Genomic DNA, 24,158 nt, shown 5'->3' with positions numbered 1-24,158 from the left:
TAACGCAGCTATAGATCGCCTTTTGTTACATTTTAATTTATTTTGCGATCTGCTTCACGATGGATATTCCGTTTCCTGAACCTTCAAATTTTAGCAGCGTATCCATTAAAGAAGGTACATTTCTGTTAAAATTGTCCGGGTGTCGACCAGGTCATCAGCTCAACTTAACACATCTTCTTTCGTGTTTTTTTTCGTATATTATCTCACTATGAAAATAGTAGACATCACAAAAGACACTTTAATCAGTGCTCAGAAAGAAGGATTTACCGTATTAATCACCAAATTTAGTTCAGATCCGTTAAACCCAACCTGGATTGTCGATAAGGTTGAAAACGACAAAATAGAAGCTAGCAAAAAAGCATTGAGCGAAAGCTACCAGCTGTGCTATTCCATTAAAGAAGCTATTCTGACGATTGATAATCGTCCTTTCATCGGAAAATTACAGCTTAGCCATTAATAGCGTTTGATCAATCAATCATGCAATACGCAATCAGCAGCATGTATTGTTTCACTTAGCCGTTGAGCTAATGTATAACAAACGGTAAAAAGGGCATTAACGCGGTTAATGTGCGAATAGCATAATTAGGCAGGAAGTTTTAAACTTCTTTGGGTTAAGTTTCAGCGGATAACATGTACGTTATCTGCTTTTTTTATTTAAAAAACTAAACAAAACGAAGGCCTCAGTCCCCTACCATTCTTCATTGCTTCCCGCCCAATAACCACATCAATTTGCTCTGTTTGTCCTACCTGAAAATTAGCCGATCTATCCAGTTTTTTGTATAAGCTTTTTTCCTATATTTATCCCATAAATTTCAAAAGAAATGACAAAAAAGAAGGCTATAGTTATTCAAGATAATGAAGATATCTTGAATATCATGGATGAAGTCTTAGTTGACGAAGGTTTTGATGTGATTCCATCGCTTACAACTGAACCAATAGAAGAGCTTGCAGCTATTGATCCCGACATTCTTATTGTGGATGACCATATCAAAGGAAGGAAAAAAGGTTCCGAAGTGATCAAGGAAATCAAAAATGATCCAGAAACCGAAGAACTACCATCCGTTCTGACATCGACTGCCAATGATATTGCACAAGTTGCTGCCGAATGTAAAGCCGACGATTTTATTGAGAAACCATTTGATTTAGATCATATGGTCAATGTGATTAAAAAAAACAGTGATTAATCTCGATATAGTTTTTATTTTTTATCCTCGTAACACCTTATTAAGCGATTTGCTCAGCTTATTTAAATCATCTTCCGAAGATGAAAATAAAATCAGAGTGATGAAGCTTATAAAATATCTTTTGCAATGATTATTTCTCCAGCATCCCAAACTCCCCTTCAATCGCAGAATTAAAAATTAAATTGGGACACCTTAATTAATCTGGGAATATAGCGGATCAAAACCGTCGAACAGGTCAGGTTTACCGATGAGCACAACGCACTATACACCCAATTTACAGGCAATAAACGTGAAAGCGAAAAATCCCCCAGCCAATCGCGCATAGACCTGATCAAAAACATGAAAATTGCCACTTTCGTGGAATAAAAGAGATACAAAACGCAACGACAACTACTCAAAATAACGCGTAAAGAATCTTATCCTAAACAAAGCCGCCTAGATAGTCCCAGGCGGCTTTATACGGTGTGAAACAGACAGCCCACTTTTTCGAATAGCCTTCGTGGGCGTAGATAAACACCAGGGGAATTTTTTGTCCGAAATTGTCCGCTTTCGAACAAAGACCGTTCGAGTTCGAACAAGAAATTCATCGGTAAAAAATTTTAACAACTTATTTTCAGTACTTTAGCTTATTGGCAAATGAATTGGTAAACGTTAATCCATAACGATTTACTATGCTTGCGAATTATTTTAAAATAGCCTTCCGTCATCTATTAAAGAATAAAGGTTTTACGGCGATAAACATTGTAGGATTAGCTTCAGGAATGACAGCTGCCATATTGATCATGCTATGGGTAGAAAGTGAATTCAGCTTTGACCGCTTTTATTCTGACAGCGACCAGATCTATGCCGTAGGAATGAAAGACGTATGGGAAGGCGAAGCTGTCGAGCATTTTTATACGCCTAAGCCAATGGCTGCGGCCTTAAAAACCGACTTTCCTGAAATACATACGATTACAAGAGTAGATAAGGGGACAGGATTTCTATTAACCCATCAAGAAACAAAACTTGCAAAAGAGCAAGGTGTTTTCGTAGATAGCACATTCTTAAAAGTATTTGATTACAAGGTTATAGCAGGCAATCCCCTCGAGGCATTAAAAAATCCCAACCAGATCGTTCTCACAAAATCTTTGGCTGAAAAATTATTCGGGCATTCCAACCCCATCAACCAGACCATCCGATTGGACAGCTCTCAAATTTCAACAGTTTCTGCAATTATTGAGGACCTGCCAGATAATTCGTTTATGAAAGGAAGCACTTATCTCGTGCCGTGGACATTAATGGAGAAAATAGGCTATTCAGACGATTATTGGGGAAATAATTCCATTCAGACCTACATAAAGCTGAATAAAAATGTGAATGTCGATCAATTTGAAACGAATATAAAATATTTCTTAAGAAAGCATACAGACACAAAAGTGGCCAATTTTATTCAACCTATCGGCGATAAATGGCTTTATAGCAATTTTACTGAGCAGGGAAAGCCGAGCACGCAACGAATTGGCATGGTAGGTTCATTTATCGCCATTGCCTGTTTTATTCTTATTATTGCCTGCATTAATTTCATGAATTTAAGTACGGCACAGAGCGAAAAAAGGGCGAAGGAAGTAGGCGTCAGAAAAGTCGTCGGTGCAAATAAAAAGCTGTTGATCGGGCAGTTCCTGACTGAATCTATTGTTATTTCATGCATTTCGGGCCTATTGTCTCTATTGATTACAATGATAGCACTCCCCTACTTTAATGATCTGGTCTCAAGAAAGCTATCCATCCAATTTGACGATCTTCTTTTCTGGGCAATGTTTGCAGGATTTATTTTAGTGGCCGGAATTATTTCAGGGAGCTATCCAGCGTTTTACCTGTCTTCCTTCCTGCCGACGAAAGTATTGAAAGGTAAAAATCTGCATGTTCAACAGAAATTTAATCCTCGGAAAATCCTCGTCATTTCCCAATTTTGTATTGCTATTATACTGATCATAACAACTTTATCCATTCATCGCCAAATCAGGTACGCTCAAAATAGAGAAATCGGATATAACAAGGAAAGGTTGGTTAGCATTACCGATCAGGGAGAAATCAGCAAAAATAAATTACTCATAAAAAATAAATTATTGTCCACCGGTATTGCCACCCAGATTTCAAGGACTTCTTCCCCACTTACGGAAAACAGGAGCAACAACTACATGGACTGGGATGGTAAACCCAAAGATAATAACACCATTTTTGCCCGGATGGGTGCCGATGAAAATTTGGTCAGTACAGCAGAACTACAATTAGTTGCAGGCCGCGATTTTGATTTGGCTAAATTTCCAACTGATTCTGCTGCGATGATTATTAATGAATCTGCTGCCAAGGTATTTAACTTTGACGATCCGATTGGCAAAACGGTTGTAGATGGAAGGAACTGGCATATCGTCGGAGTCGTCAAGGATTTTATTCAGGAATCGCCTTTCAGTCCCATCACTCCAATGGTTATTCAAGGGGCTTTTGCGGGCAGCAATGTAACCAACATACGGATAAACGAACATGTGGAGACATCAGAGGCCCTTGCGGCAATGGAGAAAATTTTCAAGGAATATAACCCCGACTATCCTTTTGAATATTCCTTTGTAGACAGCAAGTACGCCGAAAAATTTAAAGATTTTCAACAATTGGGCACACTTTCGAGCCTTTTTGCACTATTGACAATTTTTATTTCATGTCTTGGCCTATATGGTCTAACAGCCTATATGGCCGAGAACAGGACTAAGGAAATCGGTATCCACAAAGTACTGGGCGCCTCTGTTTTTAAGATCATGAGGATGCTGTCTCAAGATTTTGTGTTGTTAGTCCTTTTCTCCTACTTAGTCGCATTTCCGATCGCCTATTATATCGCTGATGACATGCTCAGCGCGTATACTTATCGTATTAAAATCACATGGGATATCTTTGTTACTGCTGGAATGGGTGCGCTAACATTAGCATTGCTCACGATCAGCTATCACGCAATCAAAGCAGCCTTAATCAACCCGGTTGTCAGCCTAAGGGATGAGTAAAGAGAAGAAACTTTTATATGTTCTAATGGATAAAATCATCGCACTATTTTTTTATCGCCGTCAACACTTTATGGAGCAATTCAGTCAGCTTATTTAAATCACCTTCCGCCAAGCTTTTCGCAGCTTCTTTGGCCACTGTTTCCCTAAAATTCTCCGAATTATCGATGATGAATCTGCCTTTTTCCGTAACACTTAAGTTGAAAATTCTGCGATCGGCAACGGACTGTTGTTGTTCGACCAGATCATGTGCAATCAAAAATTTGAGCTGTTTGGACACAGCAGGCGGACTGATGTTAAACGCTTGTGCAATCTGCTTGACGATACACTGATCGTGGCGGTAAATATATTCGATCATATTATAGTGGGTTGCCGTTACACCATTGATGTCGCCCCTATTCATATTCGCCAAAATGAAGCATTGTAAATCGGTAAACACTTCATAAAATTTCTGTTCAGTTTTGTCCATTGCCTACAAAATAGTTAACTTAGTTAATAATTAGCAAAGTTAATGATTATGGAGCATATCAACGTCATCCATGCCCGGCAAAATAATCTGAAGAATATTTCTGTCCAGATCGCAAAGAAAAAGATTACTGTTTTTACAGGTGTCTCCGGATCGGGCAAATCGTCTTTGGTCTTTGAAACGATAGGCGCTGAAGCCCAAAGGCAGTTTAGCGAAACACAAGGAAGTTTTATCAGAAATCGACTGCAACACATCGGTGTTCCGGATGTGGACAAAATCGACAACCTAAATGTCCCTATTATTATCAATCAAAAAAGATTGGGAGGCAATGCACGGTCGACCGTTGGAACAGCCACCGATGTGTATGCTTCTTTGCGCTTACTTTTCTCACGCATGGGGACACCTTTTGTGGGCTATTCAAATGCCTTTTCATTCAATAATCCGTTGGGAATGTGCAAGGAGTGTGAAGGGCTAGGCATTGTGCAAACCGTTGATGTCGATACCCTTGTCGACAAGCAAAAATCGTTGAACGAAGGGGCTATCCAATTTCCGACCTTTCAACCCGGCGGCTGGCGCCTGACACGCTACACCCTATCAGGCTATTTTGACAACGATAAAAAATTGAAGGATTATACCCCGCAAGAATGGGACCTGCTTCTGCATGCAGCAGAACATAAACCAAAGCACCCTGATCAAGAATGGGGAAAAACAGTCAAATATGAGGGTATCATCCCCCGCATTGAAAAAGCATTCCTCAAGAAGCAGTCTAAGGAAATTAGGAGCCAAAAAGAGGCCTTAAACCATATTATCATCACCAAAGTTTGTCCTGTATGCAAGGGAAAAAGATTGGATGATAAGATTCTGTCCTGTAAAATAAAGGGCAAAAGCATTGCCGACTGCACCGCACTTTCGATCGATGAGCTTTTGGAATTTGTCGGTTCTTTACCGTCCAGCGCTTTTGATGTCATTGTTACTGAACTGAAAAAGAAACTGCAACATATCGTCAACATCGGTTTGCAGTATTTGACCTTGGATAGAAGAACAGACACGCTGTCGGGTGGGGAAAGTCAGCGTATAAAAATGGTCCGAAACCTAGGGAGCAGCCTCACAGATTTACTCTATATTTTTGACGAGCCAAGCATAGGCCTTCATCCAAAGGATTTACAAAATATCGCCGCGATCATTAAACAGATACGCGATAAGGGCAATACCGTTTTACTTGTAGAGCACGACCCCGACTTGATCCGCATCGCCGACCAGGTCATCGATATGGGACCGCAATCGGGAAAGAACGGTGGAGAGATTGTGTATAACGGTACGTTTGAGGGACTGAAAACATCAACAGGTAAAACAGGCCTGTATTTTGCTAAACGGCCTCAAATTAATAATAAACCACGATCAGCAAAGGGATACCTGGAAATCGAGCATGCCAATCTGCATAATCTGAAAGACATCCAGGTAAGCATTCCCCAAAACGTGATGACCGTGGTTACCGGCGTGGCAGGCTCGGGCAAGAGCACACTGATCAACAAAGTGCTGCCCAAATTTTATCCCGAAACCACCATCATCGACCAGTCTTTATTTTCCACGGGCATGCGTTCTAATCTGTTGACCTACCTCGGTTTGTCTGATGCGATAAGAAAACTGTTTTCACAGGCAAATCAGGTATCCGATAAACTTTTTAGCCGGAATAGCCTCGGCGCCTGTGAAAACTGCAAAGGTATCGGTATCGAAAAAATTGATTTGGCCTTTATGGATGATATTGAACAGCCCTGCGAGGTCTGCGATGGCTCTGGTTTTAAACCAGCGGTATTAAAATATCATTACAACTCCAAAAATATCGTTGCGGTGATGGATATGACCGTAGAAGAAGCCTATGATTTTTTCCCGGACAAGCTCTATCGCCAGTCGTTTGATATGTTACTCCAACTCGGCTTGGGCTATCTCACTTTGGGGCAACGGTCAGACAGTTTTTCGGGTGGTGAAAGACAACGGCTCAAACTGACCAAAGAACTGAAGCACTCCAATAAGATTATCGTCCTTGATGAACCCAGCACAGGCCTACATCCAAACGATACGGAAAAGCTCTTAAAATTTATCAATAACCTAGTGGACAACCACAATACATTAATTGTTATCGAGCATAATCTCGATGTGATTGCACAAGCTGACTGGATTATCGATATTGGGCCCGGAGCGGGCAAATATGGCGGAAATGTGGTGTTTACAGGTACGGTTGCTGATTTGCTAAACGATACGGTCTCGCTAACGGCAGCCTATTTAAGGCAGCATCTCCACAGTGGCGATACGCATGCGAAAAAAGATATCTAGAACCTGACACCCTAATAAAAATCCCGCGTCAATCCTTTATTTTTGTAAAAAGATCTCTTGTATGAAATTAGCGAAAGAAATTTTTGAGGAACCCGAAGTCGCCAATTCTTTTCTGATCGAAACTTTTGACGAGTTGACGGTTAGTGCGCGGACATCCAGCCGGCTGCGTTATCATCAGATCCTGCTGTTCGAGCGGGGTGCAGGCCATCTCACGATCGACAACATTACTTTCGAAATAAGCGACAATTGCATCTTCCTGATGTCAAAAGGCCAGGTGCTCACCTTTAATTCGATAAGGGATACCGACGGATATAAAATTTCTTTTGGCGATTGTTTCTGGGAAAAGGCCCCCCAAAGTGCCAGTAACTGCAAGGCAGTGCTGTTTAACAATACAAATGCCAACCATCAATTGCAGCTCAGTGCCACAGAATTCGGTGAACTGTCCTTTCTATTCCGTGCCTTGCATGCTGAATATGGCGCCAGCAACTATATCAACCAACAAGACGCCCTCGCCGCATACTTAAAAATCATTATGATAAAACTGGCCAATGTAAGGCTGACCGAAGAAGCCACCTTTGACAGTCAGGATTATATGCTGTACCGGAATTTCATGGAGCTGCTCAGCTCCCGTTACCGCAGCCATCATGCCGTGAGCGAATACGCCACAATGCTCAACATCACTACACGCCGGCTAAGCGAACTGTGCAAAAGATGCAGCGGGCTCGGTGCCAAAGAATTGATCAACGGCCAAATTATTGCCGAAGCCAAACGACGCCTTCAGTTTAGTTCCGCCACCATCAAGCAGATCGCCTACGAACTGCATTTTAATAGTCCCGAGCAGTTCAGTCATTTTTTTAAGAACAACGTAACACAGTCGCCTGCGGAATTCCGCTTGCGAGCTGTCGGTATTGGGGCATGATCCATGTAAGTCCAGGTGATTTTGACATGCCAAACGTATTTATTGGCATTATCCGGTGCCTACCAAGACGATAACTTTGTAAAAAAACACATAGTTATGTCAGTAAACCGTTTAAAACAAGTAGCCGGTATCAACATACCGGACAGTAAAATTGCTACCCAGGCTACCGAACTTCTTTTGGAACATGGTACAGAATTTATCTACAACCATTCGCTCCGTGTATTTCTATTTTCATCGCTAAATGCACAGCGAAATAACCTGGCGCATGATTCCGAATTGTTATATGTAGCCTCCGTATTCCACGATCTGGGACTGGTGCCCCATTATAGCAGCAAAGACTTACGTTTTGAGGTCGATGGCGCCAATGCTGCCCGTGACTTTCTGAAAGGCCATGGCATCGCCAACGATAAACTGCAGCTCGTATGGGATACGATAGCCCTGCACACGACCATCGGTATCGCCGAGCACAAAGAGAATGAAGTCGCATTAATGTATTCAGGTGTGGGCCTGGATGTAATGGGCGAAGGCTACGAACATTTAACCGCGCAGCACAGGGAAGAAATCATCGGCGCATTTCCGAGAAATGATTTCAAAAAAAATATAATCCCCACTTTCTTCAGCGGATTTGAGCACAAGACCGAAACCACTTTTGGAAATATCAAGGCCGATGTGTGCGCATTTATGATCCCCAATTTTAAAAGAAAAAATTTCTGCGATTGCATCCTGCACTCGCCATGGAGCGAATAAGTCTACGTGGAAACATAGGATAATCACCTAGACGGTGCTTATCCTGCGTTTTGACTCTTATCGGATAATAATTCGCTTTTCGTTAAATTTTTTCAGATTCGCCTCAGTTCTTGGAATTAAAGTTATCATGTACACGTCCTTCAAGTCACCCACAAATTTAATAGGCGAAACATAAATTAGCATAATATTAGCTTCATCAACGAGCACTTTATTGGGATCGCTCTGGACGAATCGCTCATCAATTTTAAATATTACATTTTCAGATTTGATAGTGGTATATTTATTTTTAAATGCAGATAAACTTATTAGGACCGGATTATACTCAGGTTTCAATCCAAGCATAATCACCTTTCGTTCAGTATTGTGCTCCACCGATTGGATGCCATCAGCGTTTAACGTGAGTATGGTATCATCTAAAAATTCTTTACCTCGTATTTCAATTGTAGCATGTCTCCTATCATCAAGTTCCTTATAAACAACTTTAGGAACAGAATCTGTTTTTTTGTAGATTTCAAATGATTGTTGTCCATAGATTTTCCCAAAGGAAAATGCCGATAATAGTGTTAAAACGAGTATTTTATTCATTATTTATTATCCAATTGCTTATTTATTTGAATTTGCGCGAATATATGAAATCTGAGCTAAATTAGTGGCCGTTTACGTTGAGATTTGTAGATTGCCTCGCCAACATATAAATACCATAGGTAAAATTAGCGCCTCCCTTTGTGGGGAGGCGTTAATGCATTAATTAGGCCTTTTTTTGACGTAACGCCGCAGCAGTGTACTGGTCACACAGCTGACGATGGTACCCAGCGCAGCTGTCAATACCGTCTGCGCTACATCGCCAAGCGAGAAGCTGGCCCAGATGGAACAGAGCGTACCACCTAGCGCTGAGATACGAATATCATTCCACCGCATCGGCTTCACTCCCACCACTTTTTTAAATAGTCTGGTAGAATAGCCCCTAAATACGCGGCGTACCGTATAAGTTCGCTATCCGCAAAATAGGCAAACGAATGGATCAGCACATTCCTTCCTAAGTAATTGTCTTCGAACAGACGCTGGCTTTTTTTACAGTTTAAAAATTTGAAATTATGCTTTCAATGAATTACCGCCCCCCCCCCAATCGCTTACTTACCGATAAAAATACTCCATTGCCTGAGCTCCTCCATCCACAGGATCCTAAAGTCTGGATACTGCGTTCCTGTATCTGCGGATCAGACTTGCATTTTTACGATGGGTTGGTACCCGACACAAGGGTAGGCTCTACTTTCGGTCACAAATTTATCGGTGAGGTGGTCAAGGTGGGCGATGCCTATCATCTTTTCTCTTCCAAACTGGACAACTGCATCAAAACCGTGTTAATTCCACCAATGGCCTCAACTTAAGATATTTTATTATGATAGCAGATCAAACTACACCCGAAGATTTTATCAATGAAAGACAAGGACAATATAGTCATATTAAGGGCTGGGGCATCGATTTTGACCCCAGGAATGATCCGACCTTTCCCATTAAAAAACGAAATAATGAAGAACACCGAAGATACGCCTGGCAGCGGCCTCCATTACAGGAAGAAACAGTTGAAATACTGAAGTCTGTTGAAAGGCCGAACCTGACAGCGGTGTATGGAACGAGCAATCCACCCCCAGGGCTGAGCGAGTGATACGGATCGTCCAAATTTGTTCAAAATAATAAGCAGGATCAAAATTATTTGGCCCTGCTTATTATTTAAACCTGTAATTGTACTATTTAAAACTGATCACTGGCTGATTAAAGTCCGATCTGTATACCTAGATTTACGACACGTTGATTCTGATACGCATCTCCCGCACTGTTGGACGTCACCTCAGGATCCTGCTGATACAAGGAATAATTCGTCCAGGTCAGAAGATTATACCCACTCAGATATAAACGTGCATTGTTAATCCTAAATGGCAGCCATTTATTGGGTAATTGATACCCCAGTTCTATTGTCTTCAAACGTAAATAGGTCGCATCAATAAGCCAGAAGTCGGACATATAGGTTGACGGGCTATTAATCGTTGTCGGATTAGTCGTTAAGCGTGGAAATTTAGCTGTAGAGGCCGTTTCCGCAGTCCATCGCTCTTGATGGATCGGTTGAAACTGGCTCTGGAAGGGCTCAATACCGCTTCCCTGAACGCTAAAACTGTACCCGGTAGTCCCCTGTAGCAGCACATTGAAACTAAATCCTTTGTAACTTCCCCCCAAGGTAAGTCCAAAGCTGGTATTCGGTATATTGGGTTTACCGATCACAGTCCGATCATAGTCATCAATCACACCATCGTTATTGAGGTCCTTATACCGCAGATCGCCGGGTTGCACCTCATACCCTCCCGATGGTTTTGGGCTTGCAGCGATATTTTCTTCCGTATAAAAACCATCGTACAGATAACCCAATGGTTGATTGATCTGCTGCCCTGTCAGCCGCAACCAAGGATACGCTGGTGCCGGTTCATCCTGAAACAAAATCTTATTTTTGAAATACGTCAATACACCTTTAATATTATAATTAAATGCGCCGATATTGTTGTTTACATTCAGTTCCAACTCCACACCCCTGTTCCGTACCTTCGCAATATTTGATGGGGAGACCCCTACACCGATGTGCTGGAAAAGCGACTGTGAAGTGACGAGCTGATCGTACCGCAGGTTATTGAAATAGTCAAAGGTCATGGAAAACTTGTTTTTCCATAGATTGACATCAAGCCCTACATCAAATGACTTTTGTTTTTCCCAAGTGACATTATTATTTCCCAGATTTCCTTCCGTAATAATAAGTGAAGGCTGATGGGTTTCACCAAAAGAATAGCTTCCACCCTCGTTGTATACCTGCTGGTAAAGATAACGGTCACCGGCGACCTTGTCAGACCCCACGATTCCATAGGAAGCCCGCAATTTAAATAACTCTACAAAGTTAAATGCATCTTTGAAAAACGATTCCTTTGCTAGATTGTATCCTGCCGACACCGCCGGAAAAAGGCCATAACGTTGTGCCGCCTGAAAACGATCCGAGCCATTGTATGCTGCTGTCGCATCCAATAAGAACTTCTCTTTAAAGTTGTAGCCTGCGCGCAAGGTATAGCCTTCAAAATTCTGTGGAATCCAGTTGGTTTTCTTATCCCCCTTTGTTTTATAGGATTCCCGATTATACAGCAGGAGTGCTGTCACCACATGATCCCCAAAAGTTCGCGCATAATTGAAATTGGCCTGCACATTCACCCGACTATTGTAATCCCCTTGGTAGGCCCGCAAGGTATAATTGCCCAGCACATAAGGTGCCCCACCTTTCAGCTGGTAACCGTTCGAACTCGGGTCATAACGATACACAGGTATCTCATCGCGGGCCTGCTCTCGACCATTCGACTCCACGCTGGCATAGGCTACACGGGTAGAAAATGAAAGCCCCTTCAACCAAGCATTCAGTTCCTGAGTCCCGCCAAATAAAATATTGATATCGTTACGTCGATCCAAGCTATATCCAGACGCTGCCAGGCGTGCGTTGATCGTCGGTAGCAACTCCTGCGTATCGCTGGCATAGGCGAACGAACCATCTGGGTTGATAAATGGTGCCGACCAAGGTCTTATCTTATTAAAATTGAACACCTCACCAACGATATTTCCCGCCCTCGGTGAATTAATACGATTGAAGTTCGCCCGGAAATCCAATCGTAATTTAAGCGTCTTCGTTGCTTGTACATCTAGATTCGACCGCAAGTTGAAACGACGATAATAATAGTTATTGTTGACCTTGTCACCTTCATTCTCAAAATTGTAAAGGTTTCCATTTTGGGAGAAAGCCCCACCTGATACAAAATATTTAATACTTTCGCCGCCACCAGTGATATCAATATTTGTATTGTACTGTTGGCTCGACGGTTTAAAGATCCGGTCATACCAATTGATATCCGGATGGCCATAAGGATCATCCCCGGAACGGAAATGTGCCAAATCTGCTTCACTAAAAGGTTGATTGGAATTGTCGCCCAGCGTATTTGCTATCGCTTCATTCCATAAGAGCGCACTTTCATAGGCATTCAAAAACTTCAATTTTGTGACTGGGCTCTGCATACCTGACTCGATACGCGCATTGATCTTTGGCCGCCCCGATTCACCCCGCCGCGTTTTGACAACTAATACACCATTTGCCCCCTTGATACCGAAAACAGCCGTCGTCGATGCATCCTTTAAGATCGAAATACTTTCGATTTCATTGACATTGATCTGCGACAGTTGTTCATATGTATATTCGATATCATCAACAATAATCAAGGGCTGGTTTCCTTCTGGATTCAATGAACTGACACCGCGGATATAAAAATCCGAAGCATCTTTCCCGGGTTGTCCGGAGCGCTGTACCGAAACAAATCCCGGTAATCTTCCAGCCAATGCATTCTGTACGCTCGAAGTTGGCACCTGACGGATATCCGCCCCTTTTATTGAACTGACTGCACCTGTACTTGTAAGTTTTTTGGTCGTACCAAACCCCACCACCACCACCTCATCAATATCCTGGCTACTTGATTGCATAATCACTTCGATATTTTCCCCCTGCTTTACATCACGTTGCTGGGTATTATATCCTATACTTGTAAATACCAAGACCTTAGTACCACGTAAGGCCAATTTAAATCGTCCATTTTGATCTGTTTGTGTGGCTCCACCGCCTTTCTCCTGCACCGATACCCCCAACAAGGGACCCGAACTATTTTTGACAATACCATTCACCATGGATTGCGCCAATAGTATAAATGGCGTCAAAACCATTATTGTTAACAGATATATGCTCTTTTTCATCCGTTTATATTTATTTATTCATGATTAAAGCCATTCACACTGCCCGCTTCGGTTTGCGTAAATAGACTCATTACCAGCCGGGATTTTGTACCATTTTTGGGTTTTTGATCACTTCCGAGAATGGAATTGGAGCCAGATACATTTTTGCTTCAAATGTCATTTTCAGTATAGGAACTGTTTGCCTGATCACCCCGGTTCCCGTTTGATAAATGACGGTGGCATGAAGCTCCTTGTTAAATTCCTCTTCCGCTATTTTCCATCGTCGGACATCATAAAAGCGATGCTCTTCAAAAGCCAGTTCTTTTCTCCGTTCGAGGTGGATCAGCTTCCGCATTTCTGCTTTGGACAATGCTTCAGGAAGCAGATAGGGATTTAATCCTGCCCGTTGTCGTATTTGTTCAACAGCACGATAAACATTGACATCAGGTCTGTCCAGACGTTCATTTCGTGCCTCAGCATAATTCAACAATATTTCAGCATAACGGAATAGAATAAAGTCATGGTTTACATTACTATAATTTGCCAGGGATTCAAAATTCCCCATAAACTTACGGAGGTAATAGCCCGTCTTTGTTTGCTGTTTGGATCCGCCCGGTTTATCGGATCCACCCTCAAAGGTTTGTACAGCCCGATTTAACCAAGGTGCCCCATTATAAAAAACAGTTGCGTAGAAGCGGCTGTCCCGTCCAGCATAAGGATCATTTGGATCATAGCCTGAATTTTCGTCCGTAATTTTCATTCCGTTGCTCATTCCAAAGGCGTCTACAAGTTCTTGGGTGGGACTAGTTCGGCCATTGTTTACCCCATTGGCATAGCCCACGGGACCATTGTTGTTTTCAAAGCTGGTGTTATTGCCACCTTGCTTGGCAAAGATCCGTTCATTGTTGCGTGTGATAAAGACATCTTTAAACAGGGGTTCAAGCTTAAAGAGATTGAGGTCCATCAGATCTTTGGCCGCATTCTCCGCCAACTGCCACCGCGCAGCTGAAAATGCGGTATACCCGGAGAGATCATTCTGCCCATCGATATTTCCACCGTTGAACAATGGACTGGCAGCATACAGGAGTACCCGCGATTTTAATGCCATGGCAGCCGCCTTGGTCGGCCTTCCATAAAAAGCAAGATTAAATGGGTCTACACGTAGGCTATCTTTTATTGCATCACATTCTCCTACGATATAGTTGACACATTCTTCGAAACTTGCCCGCGGCAACTCAATATCATCGTTCAGCTGGTATACCTTATCGCCCATCAGCGGCACTCCGCCATACCGTTTGACCAATTCAAAATAAAATAAGGCACGCATAAATTTTGCTTCTGCTTTCCATACTCGCGGCATGGGCGTACCATTTTCGAGTTGTCCCTTTACCGGTACACGATCGATATTTTGGATAAAAATGCTGGTCTTTCGAATCCCTTGATACCAAGATGCCCAAAGGTTGTCCTGATAATTATCCGAAGTATAAGAACCTGTTGCCAACTGCTGTACCGATGTGTTGGTCGGATTGGAGGAAACAGCATCATCTGTGGCTGCGTCCAGAAAATCTCCACCGACCCGATTCCCTAGGCTGGGCAGATAACGGTAGCAATCGGTCAGAAACCGGTTTGCATTTACACCGGCCGAATCCCGTCGGTCAAACACCTGGTCCAGTGTCTGCAGCTCGATAGGCTCTTCCTCTAGGTCGCTTTTACAGGAGAAGATCCCGATCGCAACTCCGACTACAAGCAACCATTTTAGCTGATCATATTTCATACGAATGATTGGTAATTTAAAGGCAATGCGGAAGCCCCGGTCCATTTTAGGTATAGGTTTTATTTCAGACGATCTGCATGATACTTCGTGCTCCTCAGCATGTATGTGGTTTGAATAGGAATATTTCATCATTGTCGATTTCTAAGGTTTATAATTTCACGTTTACACCAAAGCTTATGATCCGCTGCGCTGGATAAGCTGTACCTGATGAGATTTCAGGATCCAAACGTCCATAGGGGGTAAAAGTGAACAGGTTTTGCGCGTTTGCAAAGATGCGTACCGAGGATAGCTTCGCGCGCTTTGTCCAATTGAAGGGCAGTGTATAGCCGACATCCATATTCCTTACCCTAAGATATTCCCCCGAGCGGGTCCAGTAGCTCGAAATATTTTGTGTATTGGTCGGATCGGGGCCCAGCGTCAGCCTCGGATAAGTTGCCGCAGTACCGGTCTCCGGTGTCCAACGTCCCAGCATATAATCAAATCCCTGTCCGTCGCCAGTATTCCCAAAGGAATAATCCGTTTGTTGGTAACTACGGTTTAATACCCCCTGAAGCAATACACTGAAATCAAAGCCTGCGACATTGAATCCTAAGGTTGTGCCAAAATATACGAGTGGTTTTGTATTGCCAATAGCCGTTTGATCGTACTGGTTGATAATACCGTCTCCATTCAGGTCCACCAGTTTGACATCACCAGGATACACCTTATTTCCCGATAGCAAAGGTGCATGATCGGCTTCTTCCTGCGTCTGGATTAGCCCATCCGCACGGTATCCAAATGTCTGGCCTACGGGCATCCCCGTGCGCCTGTTCCAATTATATTGCTGAAAGACCTCGTTCATATACAGCACTTGGGTCTTCATCCGTGAGGCATTAGCGGTAATGAAATAGTTAAACTCACCAAAATTATTTTGATAGGTCAAACTGATTTCCTGCCCTTCATACCGGTTTTTACCAATATTTTCATTCGGATACCCAATACCGATCAAGTCAATGGTCGATCCGCGCTGTTGCAATAGGTCAAAATAAGTATCTCTAAAATAGTCGGCTGTCAATTTCAGTGTCGAATGCCAGAATGCAGCATCCAAACCGATGTTAAATTTATTTCCCTTTTCCCAGGTTCCTTCAATGTTGGCAAGCCCTTTTTCGATCAAGCTATTGGTGTAAGCATATTCTGAGCCGAAATCATAGCCGTTCGCTCCGTCTTGTCCATAGGAAGCTCGCCAACTGTAATAACCTAGGGCGGCTTCGTTGGTATTTCCCGTCCGCCCAAATGTAGCGCGCCATTTCAGTTGAGAAAGCCAATCCGCTTTTTCCTTCAGAAAGTCTTCCTGCATCATATCCCAGCCCAACCCAAAAGCATAAAACAGGCCATATTGGTTTCCCGGCATAAAACGATTGAATCCTGAATAGTTTAAGGCTACTTCAGCAAAGTACTTATCCTGATAGGCATAGTTTGCTGTCGCCGCAAAGTTGGTGTAGATCGCAGGTAAGTCAAACTGATAATTGGCCGTTTGCCTGTCCATGAACAGCTTGGCTCCGACACAATGTTTCTCACTCAGTTGTTTATCATACCCCAGCGCTCCCTGGAAATAGAAAAAATTTGCTGTCGACGTGGTCGCAAATGAATTAGGCTGGTCCGCTATCGTTCCATACCGTACATACACGAGTTCTTTTTGCTCGTTATAGCTTAAGTCATACACCGGCTGTTGGCGATTGCGGTCAATGAGGCTCGACGAGGTTGATGAAACATTTAGCTTACCCTTTGCGTACAGTCCGGGAACAAATTTGTCAAGCTTGTAATTAAAATCCAGATTAGCCAACAGGTCCCTCGTATTGTCCAACAGATAACCCGATCCCGTAGTAAGCTGGTACAAATTGCTCCGGTACACGGAGGAACCACCATAAGATTGGTCGGGATTAAAAATTGGATACGCGTTGTTCGGTGTATTGTACAAACTCGATAGGATCGTTCCTGTTTTTGCCCCCGGCTGTCTGCCATCCTGTATTTTTCCAAAAAACTGCAGTCCAATTGTTAAGTCATCGGTTACATCCACATCAATGGCACTATTGATGAGATAACGTTTATTCTGTACATTGGTCTCATAGTCAAATTTATCATCCGATTTAAATAGACCAGATTGGTTCAGGTAGCTTAGCGAAAGCGCATAACGTGCATTTTTGATTCCGCCCTTCACACCCAGGTTATATTTGGTGATCGGGTTATTGTCCCGCACGACAGCATCATACCAATTGACATCAGGGAAAAACAATGGATCAGATCCATCTCTAAAGGCCTTAAAATCGTCCGAACCATACACAGGTTGGCGCGCTGCATTGAGTAATGCTTCGTTATAGAGATAGGCATACTGATAGGCGTTCAATGGCTGTGGCATTTTAAGCGATTGCTGGATACCTGTTTGTGCTGTAAAACTGATCCTTGGTGGTCCTGCCTGTCCTTTTTTCGTCGTTACCTGCAATATCCCTCTGGAACTCCGTTGTCCCAATAAAATGCTGGACAGCGCATCTTTGAGAACGGTCACCGATTCGATGTTTTCGGGATCTATGGAATAGATATCCCGCTGTACACCGTCGATCATAGTCACCGGACTTTGTCCCCTTAGGTTAAAGCCAATTTCAGTATTGTCACCGATGCTGGAACGATATTTCACGGCATCCGAAGGAAGAGATCCCGCCAGATCATTAGCGGTGATTGCTGTCATGCTCGGTGACCTAAAACCGCTGACTTCCTGGGTAAAAAGACCGGGCATGCGGCCTGTGAGCGCATTCAAATACAAGGGTGTTGGAACATCTTTGATCTGACTGTTGTAGACTATCGAAACGGCTCCCAGGAGCTCCGAACTTTTCTTTTTGTCATAGCCAATATGCAAGGAGTCTGCGTGCTGAATTACGGCCGGCACCAGCGACACCGATTTTTCGGCGCCTCCCTTTATCCTCTTTCTATAATATCCCGGATATTCCACCCATAAGACTTCATGCGTAACATGGCCTGTCAGAGATAGATCTCCATTTTCATCGGTCTCGCCGATAAGCTGCCGCTCGGCATCAAAGACTTTGGCACCCGAGATTGGCTTACCATATTCATCCAGAATTTTCGGAAATTTCCATATCGCCCGCACCTCATTCCCTGAGACTGTCTCACGGAGCCGTGGATACCAGCTGGCCTGTACGGTCTGCTTGTCGGCAATAACCAACAGCACACCGACAACACTTAATTTTATATAATGATTAAACATTTGTCTTTCGTTTATTAGGTTATCAATCACAGCGGAAGGTATATTTAAAAGGCGCATCCGTATTACCATAGCCGACACTTTTAGTTCCCGTAACGTCCGAATAGAAGTATTCCAGTCGGGCGATGTGCACATCTTTGTCGAGTTTAAAAAACCCACGTGGCCAAATATCAATGCGGTATTTCTTGCCACCGATGTCCGACAATTTGGTATCCGCTGTCTGCTTCTTGATTTCGGCAATCAGTTTTCCCGACGCATCCATCGCCTTAACATGTAGATATATAGCCGCCTCCTGATCCAATACCGTATTGGTAACCCCAGCATCAAAAGTCAACGTAATAATATCATTGTCCAGACTTTTGACCGGTTGTACCGTACCCAACTGTGGGTTGATAAAATCGATCATATCGCCCTCACCATCAGTTACTTCAAAAGCATTTGAGAACGTAAACTTCTTATAATCGGTATCCTCGGGGCGAAGATTTTCGATGGAAGAACCGATGTAGAATCCCAAAGACAGCAACATATTTTCGGCTCCAACGTTACATTCGGCCTTCACCGTAAAATCGATATCTTCGTTATTGACAAAGGAATAGGCCTGTGTACTTCTAAAAACAATCCATTCCATATCATCCACCAGATTGGGCCCTATACCGAACATTTTCTTGGCGGCCTGATGCCAGCTCAGTCCCGATACGGGTTCGAGTTCGCTGTCCGGAATAATACGCATGGTGCCGTTTCCTTTTGGACTGGTAAAGGACATCGTCAGGTTTTTGCGTGCATTCCATCCCTTGGGCACCATAATACCCGCTAGCAGCTGGGTGCTATAATTACCTCCACCCTGGATACGGGGCTCGGCCCCGCACTTCATCGTGAACGTCACCCTTTCATTTGCTTTTGCAGATTTTGGTACCACTACTGAGATCGCCTTAAGACCACATTGGGCTAAAAATAGGGCTAAAAAGAAGCCCATTGCCCAGTAGATATATGTTGAATAATGTGTGTTCTTTTTCATATGTAAATAATTTGTTCTTTAAAGGCCATATGGAATATCCAGATTATTTCCTTGGTGCTTGTGTTTTGCAATCGTGGATATTTCATATTCCGCCGTTCAAACGTTCACAATTATATTGATACGTGTTGCTGCTACAACCCAGGCTCGTGACTAAACTGAGCTGACGTTTGCCCTTGACCACAGGAAATTGGAATTTGAGGACAATGTCCGCTTTGCCTTCTGCTGGACTAAGCACAACACTAAACGGATATTGTGGGTCGTCCAAACGGTACTTTCCTGAGCCGCTGACCACAAAAGGTAGATTATCAGCTATAGTATAGGTTCCATCGGCATTGAAATCGATCTTAAAATTGTCCAATGTTAAACGCTTACTCAGGTCTTCCCCGTTTCGGGTCAGCTGAGTGACTTGCCATTTTCCGGTAATATCTTTTTCGGCCTCTTCGGTGGGGATATTGCCCAGCTCATCCTTACAGGAATTTATTGCCCAACATAGGGCCAGCATCAAGGGCCATGAGAGTATCTTGTATATTTTCATCCGTTTAATTTTTTTTAATATCCTGGATTTTGAATCAAGTCTAAGGACTTTGCTACTTCAGATTGCGGAATAGGCCAGAGGTACATCCGTTTGTCAAAGACACGTTTTCGTACGTTGATGGTATTGTAGATTGTTCCCGCTGTTGTACGGACGGGTTCAGTCCCATGCAGCTGTTTGTTTTCCAATGATTCAGCCAATTTCCAACGGCGTACGTCAAAAAAACGATGTCCTTCAAAGGCCAGTTCTTTTTGTCGCTCATTCCGGATTATCTCACGCATGGCGTCCTTGTTTAAGCCGGTCGGCAATACAAAAGGATCCAATCCTGCCCTTTCTCGGATGGCTTCCACGGCCGCATAGACCTTCTGATCTGGGATTCGGAGCGATTCGTTGCGTGCTTCAGCATAGTTCAACAAAATTTCCGCATATCGGATAATCGGCAGACAGCGCGGCGTATAGGTATTAAACCAATCCGCCGCTACATCCCGATTGACCATCTTATAGGTATAATACCCCGTGGGCGTGCCCCGGTAAATGGCATCCTGCCCCGAAGTCACATTGTTTGGATTGGTCTTATCAATATAGATATTCACCGGCCTCCTGGCCAATCCATCCCGGTGGAAGACCATAGACTGATCCCTGGTTACGGTATTCGCTAAACGGGGATCCCGGTTTTTATAGGGGTTTTTCGGATCGTATCCAGCATTGGGATCGTTAATAGGCAAACCATTACGCATCCCAAAAGCATCTACCGTTTCTAGATACGGATAAGCGCCGGGGTTGCTTACGCCAAAAGTTGGCGGATTCCAGATACCTTCAAGATCCCGGTTGGAATCTTGCATTCTGGCGAGTATATATTCTGAGTTTTTGCGCAATTGAAACAGCTGATAGAAGCCAAATCCAGGTTCGGGATCGTTATTGACATACAAACTGTAATGGCCCGATTCAATGACCTGCGCTGCTGCCGCTTCGGCCCGCTGCCAGCGTGTTTCATCCACGACGGGATAGGCAACGACATCCTTCAACGTCCCCGCTGTTGTCACTGGGCTACCATTGAATAGCGGGCTCGCAGCATAAAGCAGTAAGCGAGATTTCAACCCATAACAGGCTGCTTTACTGATACGTCCATAGTCTTCGCCGGCATGTTCCCATGGGAGATCCTGCGCGGCAGCATCGCATTCAGCTGCAATATAGCTGACACACTCATCGAAAGTATTACGCTTAGCTGGGATAACATCACTTGCTGCGTAAACACTATCTCCCATCAGTGGCACACCACCATAATGTTCCAATAAAATAAAGTAATAATAAGCTCTTAAAAAACGGGTCTCGGCTTTTACCCGCACCTTAATAGTCGTACCAAAGCGTGCCCTATGCAGGTTTTTAAGCATAATATTTGCCCTACGAATATTAGTATAGGGTTTTGCCCAGGCATCATTGGTGATAATATTGGAGTTGACAGTACCCGTGGCAAACTGGATGAAGGTATTGATACTGCCGAGTCCAGCGCCTTCCGCTTCATCTGTACTGGCATCAAGGCCACCCCCACCAAAGCGCTTGGGCCAAGTCGCAAACCCGATATCACCATATATGCCTGACAGGAAGTTAATGGTATACGTACTATCCGAAAAGACGACCTCTTCATTCAGGTCTGATGATTGCGTCTGATCTAAAAATCCCTGTTTACTACAAGCCGTACAGGCCAGGAAGGCCAGTGCGCAAAATGTCAATTGGCTTTTGTTCATAATTTTTTGTAAAACAGTAAAATAATTGGTTATGCTATCATGATGTCAGCAAGCCTAGCCCGCTGGCATTAATTTTTTCAAAAGATCTAATCGATCGAACTCAGGGAAAATGGCCTCGAAGCCGTAGAAATTCCCCTTTCATAATTGGGTTTATCCCCCATGACAAAATGAAGCTCGCCCCCTTTCAGCAGATCTTCATAACGAATAAAATTTTTGTCGTAGGCTGCTCCATTGAGCGTAGCAGATTGAATATAGACATGTTCCAGACTATTGTTATCCGCCTTGATGGTAAATGTTTTCCCATTATCGAGACTGATGGTCACTTTTTTGAATACTGGACTCCCAAACACATATTCATCGGTTCCGGGACAGACGCTATAAATCCCCATAGCACTCAGAACATACCAGGAAGACATCTGCCCTTGGTCCTCATCGCCGGGATACCCTTTTTCCGTCGCATTATAAAGGCGCGATGTCACCATACGAGCATATTTTTGTGCTTTCCAGGGTTGACCGCTGAAATTATACAGATACGGGACGTGCTGTGTCGGCTGGTTGCCATGCGCATACTGCCCCATTTTTGACAACAACATTTCACGCATTTCATGGATTTCCTGCTTATAGCTACCGTAGTTGACACGTTGCTCCATGGTGAAGAACGTATCCAGTTTTGCATTAAACTTATCCACCCCACCGATCAGGTTGATCAAGCCATTCACATCGTGCATTACCGACCAGGTATATTGCCAGGCATTTGCTTCGGTGAAAGGGCCACCCCATTCTACAGGATCAAAGGGTTCACGCCATTGCCCATTGTCCAGCCGGCCACGCATAAAGTTTACGGCAGGATCAAATACATTCCTATAGTTATACATCTGTCGAGCAAAGATATTTTCATAGAATTTGTTGCCCGTAGCCTTTGCCAACTGATAACCACAGAAGTCATCGTAGGCATATTCCAATGTCTTTGCCGTACTTTCGTGAATATCTCCATCAGGAACATACCCTTTGGTAAAATACGCCTTCCACCCTTCGCGCCCATTTGATCCACCCCACATTCCCTTATTGGTTGCTTCATGATAATAGGCAGCCAGAGCACTGTCTGCATCGAAGGTTCGGATCCCCTTCATCCAAGCATCCGTCAATAACGAAATGGCATGATTGCCGATCATCACGCCGGACATCCCAGGATTGGACCAGGTCGGAAAAAATCCGGCCTGTTTTTGTGCATCCAACAAGGACTGCATATAACGCCCCTGCATCGCTGGATGCAAAAGATTGCTCAACGGAAATTGCCCACGGAAAGTATCCCAAAAGCCATTATCCGTAAACATGTACCCTTTATGAATCTTGCCATCATAAGGGCTGAAATAATAGGGATTTCCCTCCGGATCCATTTCATAAAACTTACGTGAAAATAAGTTGGCCCTGAACATACAGGAATAGAATGTTGCCATCTCAGCCTCTGTCCCCCCTTCTACGCGTATACGATTCAGCAATGCATTCCAAGTATCAAAAGCTTTCTTTTTACTAACCTCAAAAGTATTGTGCCCTTCCAGTTCGCGTTTAAAATTAAGATCTGCCTGCTGCGGGCTGATATAGGATGAAGCAATCTTCACTTCCACTTTTACTCCGGGGCGGAATTCCAGATACCCACCTTTACCTTTCCCAGCATCATAGTGCTGTCCTGCCTGAATGGTGCCCTCCACATTTTCCCATGTACCGTGCGCTTTAAAATCCTGATCGAAGGTCAGCACAAAATAATTTTTCATATGTTCAGGCACAAAACGCCCATTATGCACATACCCCACAATCTTGCGTTCTTCGGGTATAATCTTGATCTCGCTATCGCCCAAAAAGCCATCCAATACCAAGAATGCTTTTTCCTTTTTCGGGAAACTAAAGCGCATATGCGCCCCTCTTTCCACCGGACTCAGTTCCGCCTTGATGCCGTTGTCAAAATTGACGGCATAATAATGCGGTTTGGCGATTTCATTTTCATGCTTAAAGGATAGCCCCCGGCGCTCCTCATTGACCTCTAGCTTTCCAATGCCCGGCATCAACGAAAAGACCATATAATCCCCCATCCAAGGACTACATTGGTGAACCTGTTGAAATCCACGTATGCGATTTGCTTTGTATTGATATTTCCAACCATCTCCATTTTTCCCCGTTTGCGCTGAAAAGAAATGCACCGCAAAAGGCAATCCCACTGTTGGGTAGGTGTTTCCAAAGGACAGACTCCATTCAGAATCCGTTCCCTGGAGCGTATTTACGTACTTTACCAGGTCCACCTGCTGCGCTCGCGCCTGACTTAGCATCGCAAAAATCACTATCAGATAAATACATAATCTTCGTTTCATAATTAC

Annotated in this window: 18 protein-coding genes; 8 read left to right on the top strand and 10 right to left on the bottom strand. The window is 43.6% G+C overall.

The features are described from left to right. Positions 1–208 precede the first annotated feature (208 nt). The 3 genes from AB1Z56_RS04900 to AB1Z56_RS04890 all read left to right on the top strand — a co-directional run bounded on the left by AB1Z56_RS04900 (position 209) and on the right by AB1Z56_RS04890 (position 4,213). Positions 209–457: a hypothetical protein gene (locus AB1Z56_RS04900; protein WP_120336124.1), complete on the top strand. Its 249-nt coding sequence runs from the start codon at positions 209–211 to the stop codon at positions 455–457. 364 nt (positions 458–821) lie between these two features. Beyond that, positions 822–1,184: a response regulator gene (locus AB1Z56_RS04895; protein ID WP_426791292.1), complete on the top strand. Its 363-nt coding sequence runs from the start codon at positions 822–824 to the stop codon at positions 1,182–1,184. 671 nt (positions 1,185–1,855) lie between these two features. Then, entirely contained in the window at positions 1,856–4,213 is a 2,358-nt protein-coding gene (locus tag AB1Z56_RS04890; RefSeq protein WP_426791291.1) for an ABC transporter permease, read from the top strand. A gap of 43 nt (positions 4,214–4,256) precedes the next feature. Here AB1Z56_RS04890 and AB1Z56_RS04885 read toward each other — a convergent pair whose 3' ends face one another. After that, the gene (locus tag AB1Z56_RS04885) at positions 4,257–4,679 is read right to left on the bottom strand and encodes a MarR family winged helix-turn-helix transcriptional regulator (protein WP_426791290.1); all 423 of its coding nucleotides are present in this window, start codon (positions 4,677–4,679) and stop codon (positions 4,257–4,259) included. 48 nt (positions 4,680–4,727) lie between these two features. Between AB1Z56_RS04885 and AB1Z56_RS04880 the strand changes: the two genes are divergently transcribed. The 3 genes from AB1Z56_RS04880 to AB1Z56_RS04870 all read left to right on the top strand — a co-directional run bounded on the left by AB1Z56_RS04880 (position 4,728) and on the right by AB1Z56_RS04870 (position 8,673). Beyond that, entirely contained in the window at positions 4,728–7,007 is a 2,280-nt protein-coding gene (locus AB1Z56_RS04880) for an ATP-binding cassette domain-containing protein (RefSeq protein ID WP_426791289.1), read from the top strand. Between the two features lie 61 nt (positions 7,008–7,068). Next, a complete protein-coding gene (locus AB1Z56_RS04875; protein ID WP_426791288.1) occupies positions 7,069–7,926 on the top strand; it encodes an AraC family transcriptional regulator in 858 nt (285 codons plus the stop codon). Positions 7,927–8,022: 96 nt separating this feature from the next. Then, positions 8,023–8,673 carry an HD domain-containing protein gene (locus AB1Z56_RS04870; protein WP_426791287.1) on the top strand — a complete coding sequence of 217 codons (651 nt, stop codon included), beginning with the start codon at positions 8,023–8,025 and terminating at the stop codon, positions 8,671–8,673. 57 nt (positions 8,674–8,730) lie between these two features. On the opposite strand, the gene AB1Z56_RS04865 is transcribed toward AB1Z56_RS04870, so the two are convergent. Next, on the bottom strand, positions 8,731–9,258 hold the full coding sequence (locus AB1Z56_RS04865; RefSeq protein WP_426791286.1) for a hypothetical protein: 528 nt from the start codon (positions 9,256–9,258) through the stop codon (positions 8,731–8,733). Between the two features lie 159 nt (positions 9,259–9,417). Continuing rightward, on the bottom strand, positions 9,418–9,609 hold the full coding sequence (locus AB1Z56_RS04860; protein WP_426791285.1) for a hypothetical protein: 192 nt from the start codon (positions 9,607–9,609) through the stop codon (positions 9,418–9,420). A gap of 158 nt (positions 9,610–9,767) precedes the next feature. Here AB1Z56_RS04860 and AB1Z56_RS04855 point away from each other — a divergent pair, with 158 nt between their 5' ends. Both AB1Z56_RS04855 and AB1Z56_RS04850 read left to right on the top strand, forming a co-directional pair. Further along, positions 9,768–10,061, top strand: a complete 294-nt coding sequence (locus AB1Z56_RS04855; RefSeq protein WP_426791284.1) for an alcohol dehydrogenase catalytic domain-containing protein — start codon at positions 9,768–9,770, stop codon at positions 10,059–10,061. Positions 10,062–10,072: 11 nt separating this feature from the next. After that, the gene (locus tag AB1Z56_RS04850; protein WP_309360833.1) at positions 10,073–10,339 is read left to right on the top strand and encodes a hypothetical protein; all 267 of its coding nucleotides are present in this window, start codon (positions 10,073–10,075) and stop codon (positions 10,337–10,339) included. 107 nt (positions 10,340–10,446) lie between these two features. Here the strand turns inward: AB1Z56_RS04850 and AB1Z56_RS04845 are convergent, their stop codons facing one another. The 7 genes from AB1Z56_RS04845 to AB1Z56_RS04815 form a co-directional block, all read right to left on the bottom strand. Beyond that, positions 10,447–13,491 carry a SusC/RagA family TonB-linked outer membrane protein gene (locus AB1Z56_RS04845; protein ID WP_426791283.1) on the bottom strand — a complete coding sequence of 1,015 codons (3,045 nt, stop codon included), beginning with the start codon at positions 13,489–13,491 and terminating at the stop codon, positions 10,447–10,449. Between the two features lie 70 nt (positions 13,492–13,561). Next, entirely contained in the window at positions 13,562–15,376 is a 1,815-nt protein-coding gene (locus AB1Z56_RS04840) for a RagB/SusD family nutrient uptake outer membrane protein (protein WP_426791282.1), read from the bottom strand. A gap of 16 nt (positions 15,377–15,392) precedes the next feature. Next, entirely contained in the window at positions 15,393–18,500 is a 3,108-nt protein-coding gene (locus tag AB1Z56_RS04835; protein WP_426791281.1) for a SusC/RagA family TonB-linked outer membrane protein, read from the bottom strand. A gap of 22 nt (positions 18,501–18,522) precedes the next feature. Continuing rightward, the gene (locus AB1Z56_RS04830) at positions 18,523–19,512 is read right to left on the bottom strand and encodes a DUF4961 domain-containing protein (RefSeq protein ID WP_426791280.1); all 990 of its coding nucleotides are present in this window, start codon (positions 19,510–19,512) and stop codon (positions 18,523–18,525) included. Positions 19,513–19,594: 82 nt separating this feature from the next. Continuing rightward, on the bottom strand, positions 19,595–20,047 hold the full coding sequence (locus AB1Z56_RS04825; protein WP_426791279.1) for a DUF5004 domain-containing protein: 453 nt from the start codon (positions 20,045–20,047) through the stop codon (positions 19,595–19,597). 14 nt (positions 20,048–20,061) lie between these two features. After that, complete coding sequence (locus AB1Z56_RS04820; protein WP_426791278.1) at positions 20,062–21,789, bottom strand: RagB/SusD family nutrient uptake outer membrane protein; 1,728 nt, start codon at positions 21,787–21,789, stop codon at positions 20,062–20,064. Positions 21,790–21,875: 86 nt separating this feature from the next. Continuing rightward, entirely contained in the window at positions 21,876–24,152 is a 2,277-nt protein-coding gene (locus AB1Z56_RS04815; RefSeq protein ID WP_426791277.1) for a GH92 family glycosyl hydrolase, read from the bottom strand. Between the last annotated feature and the right edge of the window lie 6 nt (positions 24,153–24,158).

This window comes from Sphingobacterium sp. WOUb80, assembly GCF_050058145.1.
Lineage (GTDB): Bacteria > Bacteroidota > Bacteroidia > Sphingobacteriales > Sphingobacteriaceae > Sphingobacterium.
The sequence above is the reverse complement of the archived record's forward strand: the minus strand, read 5'-3'. Positions and strand labels throughout refer to the sequence as shown.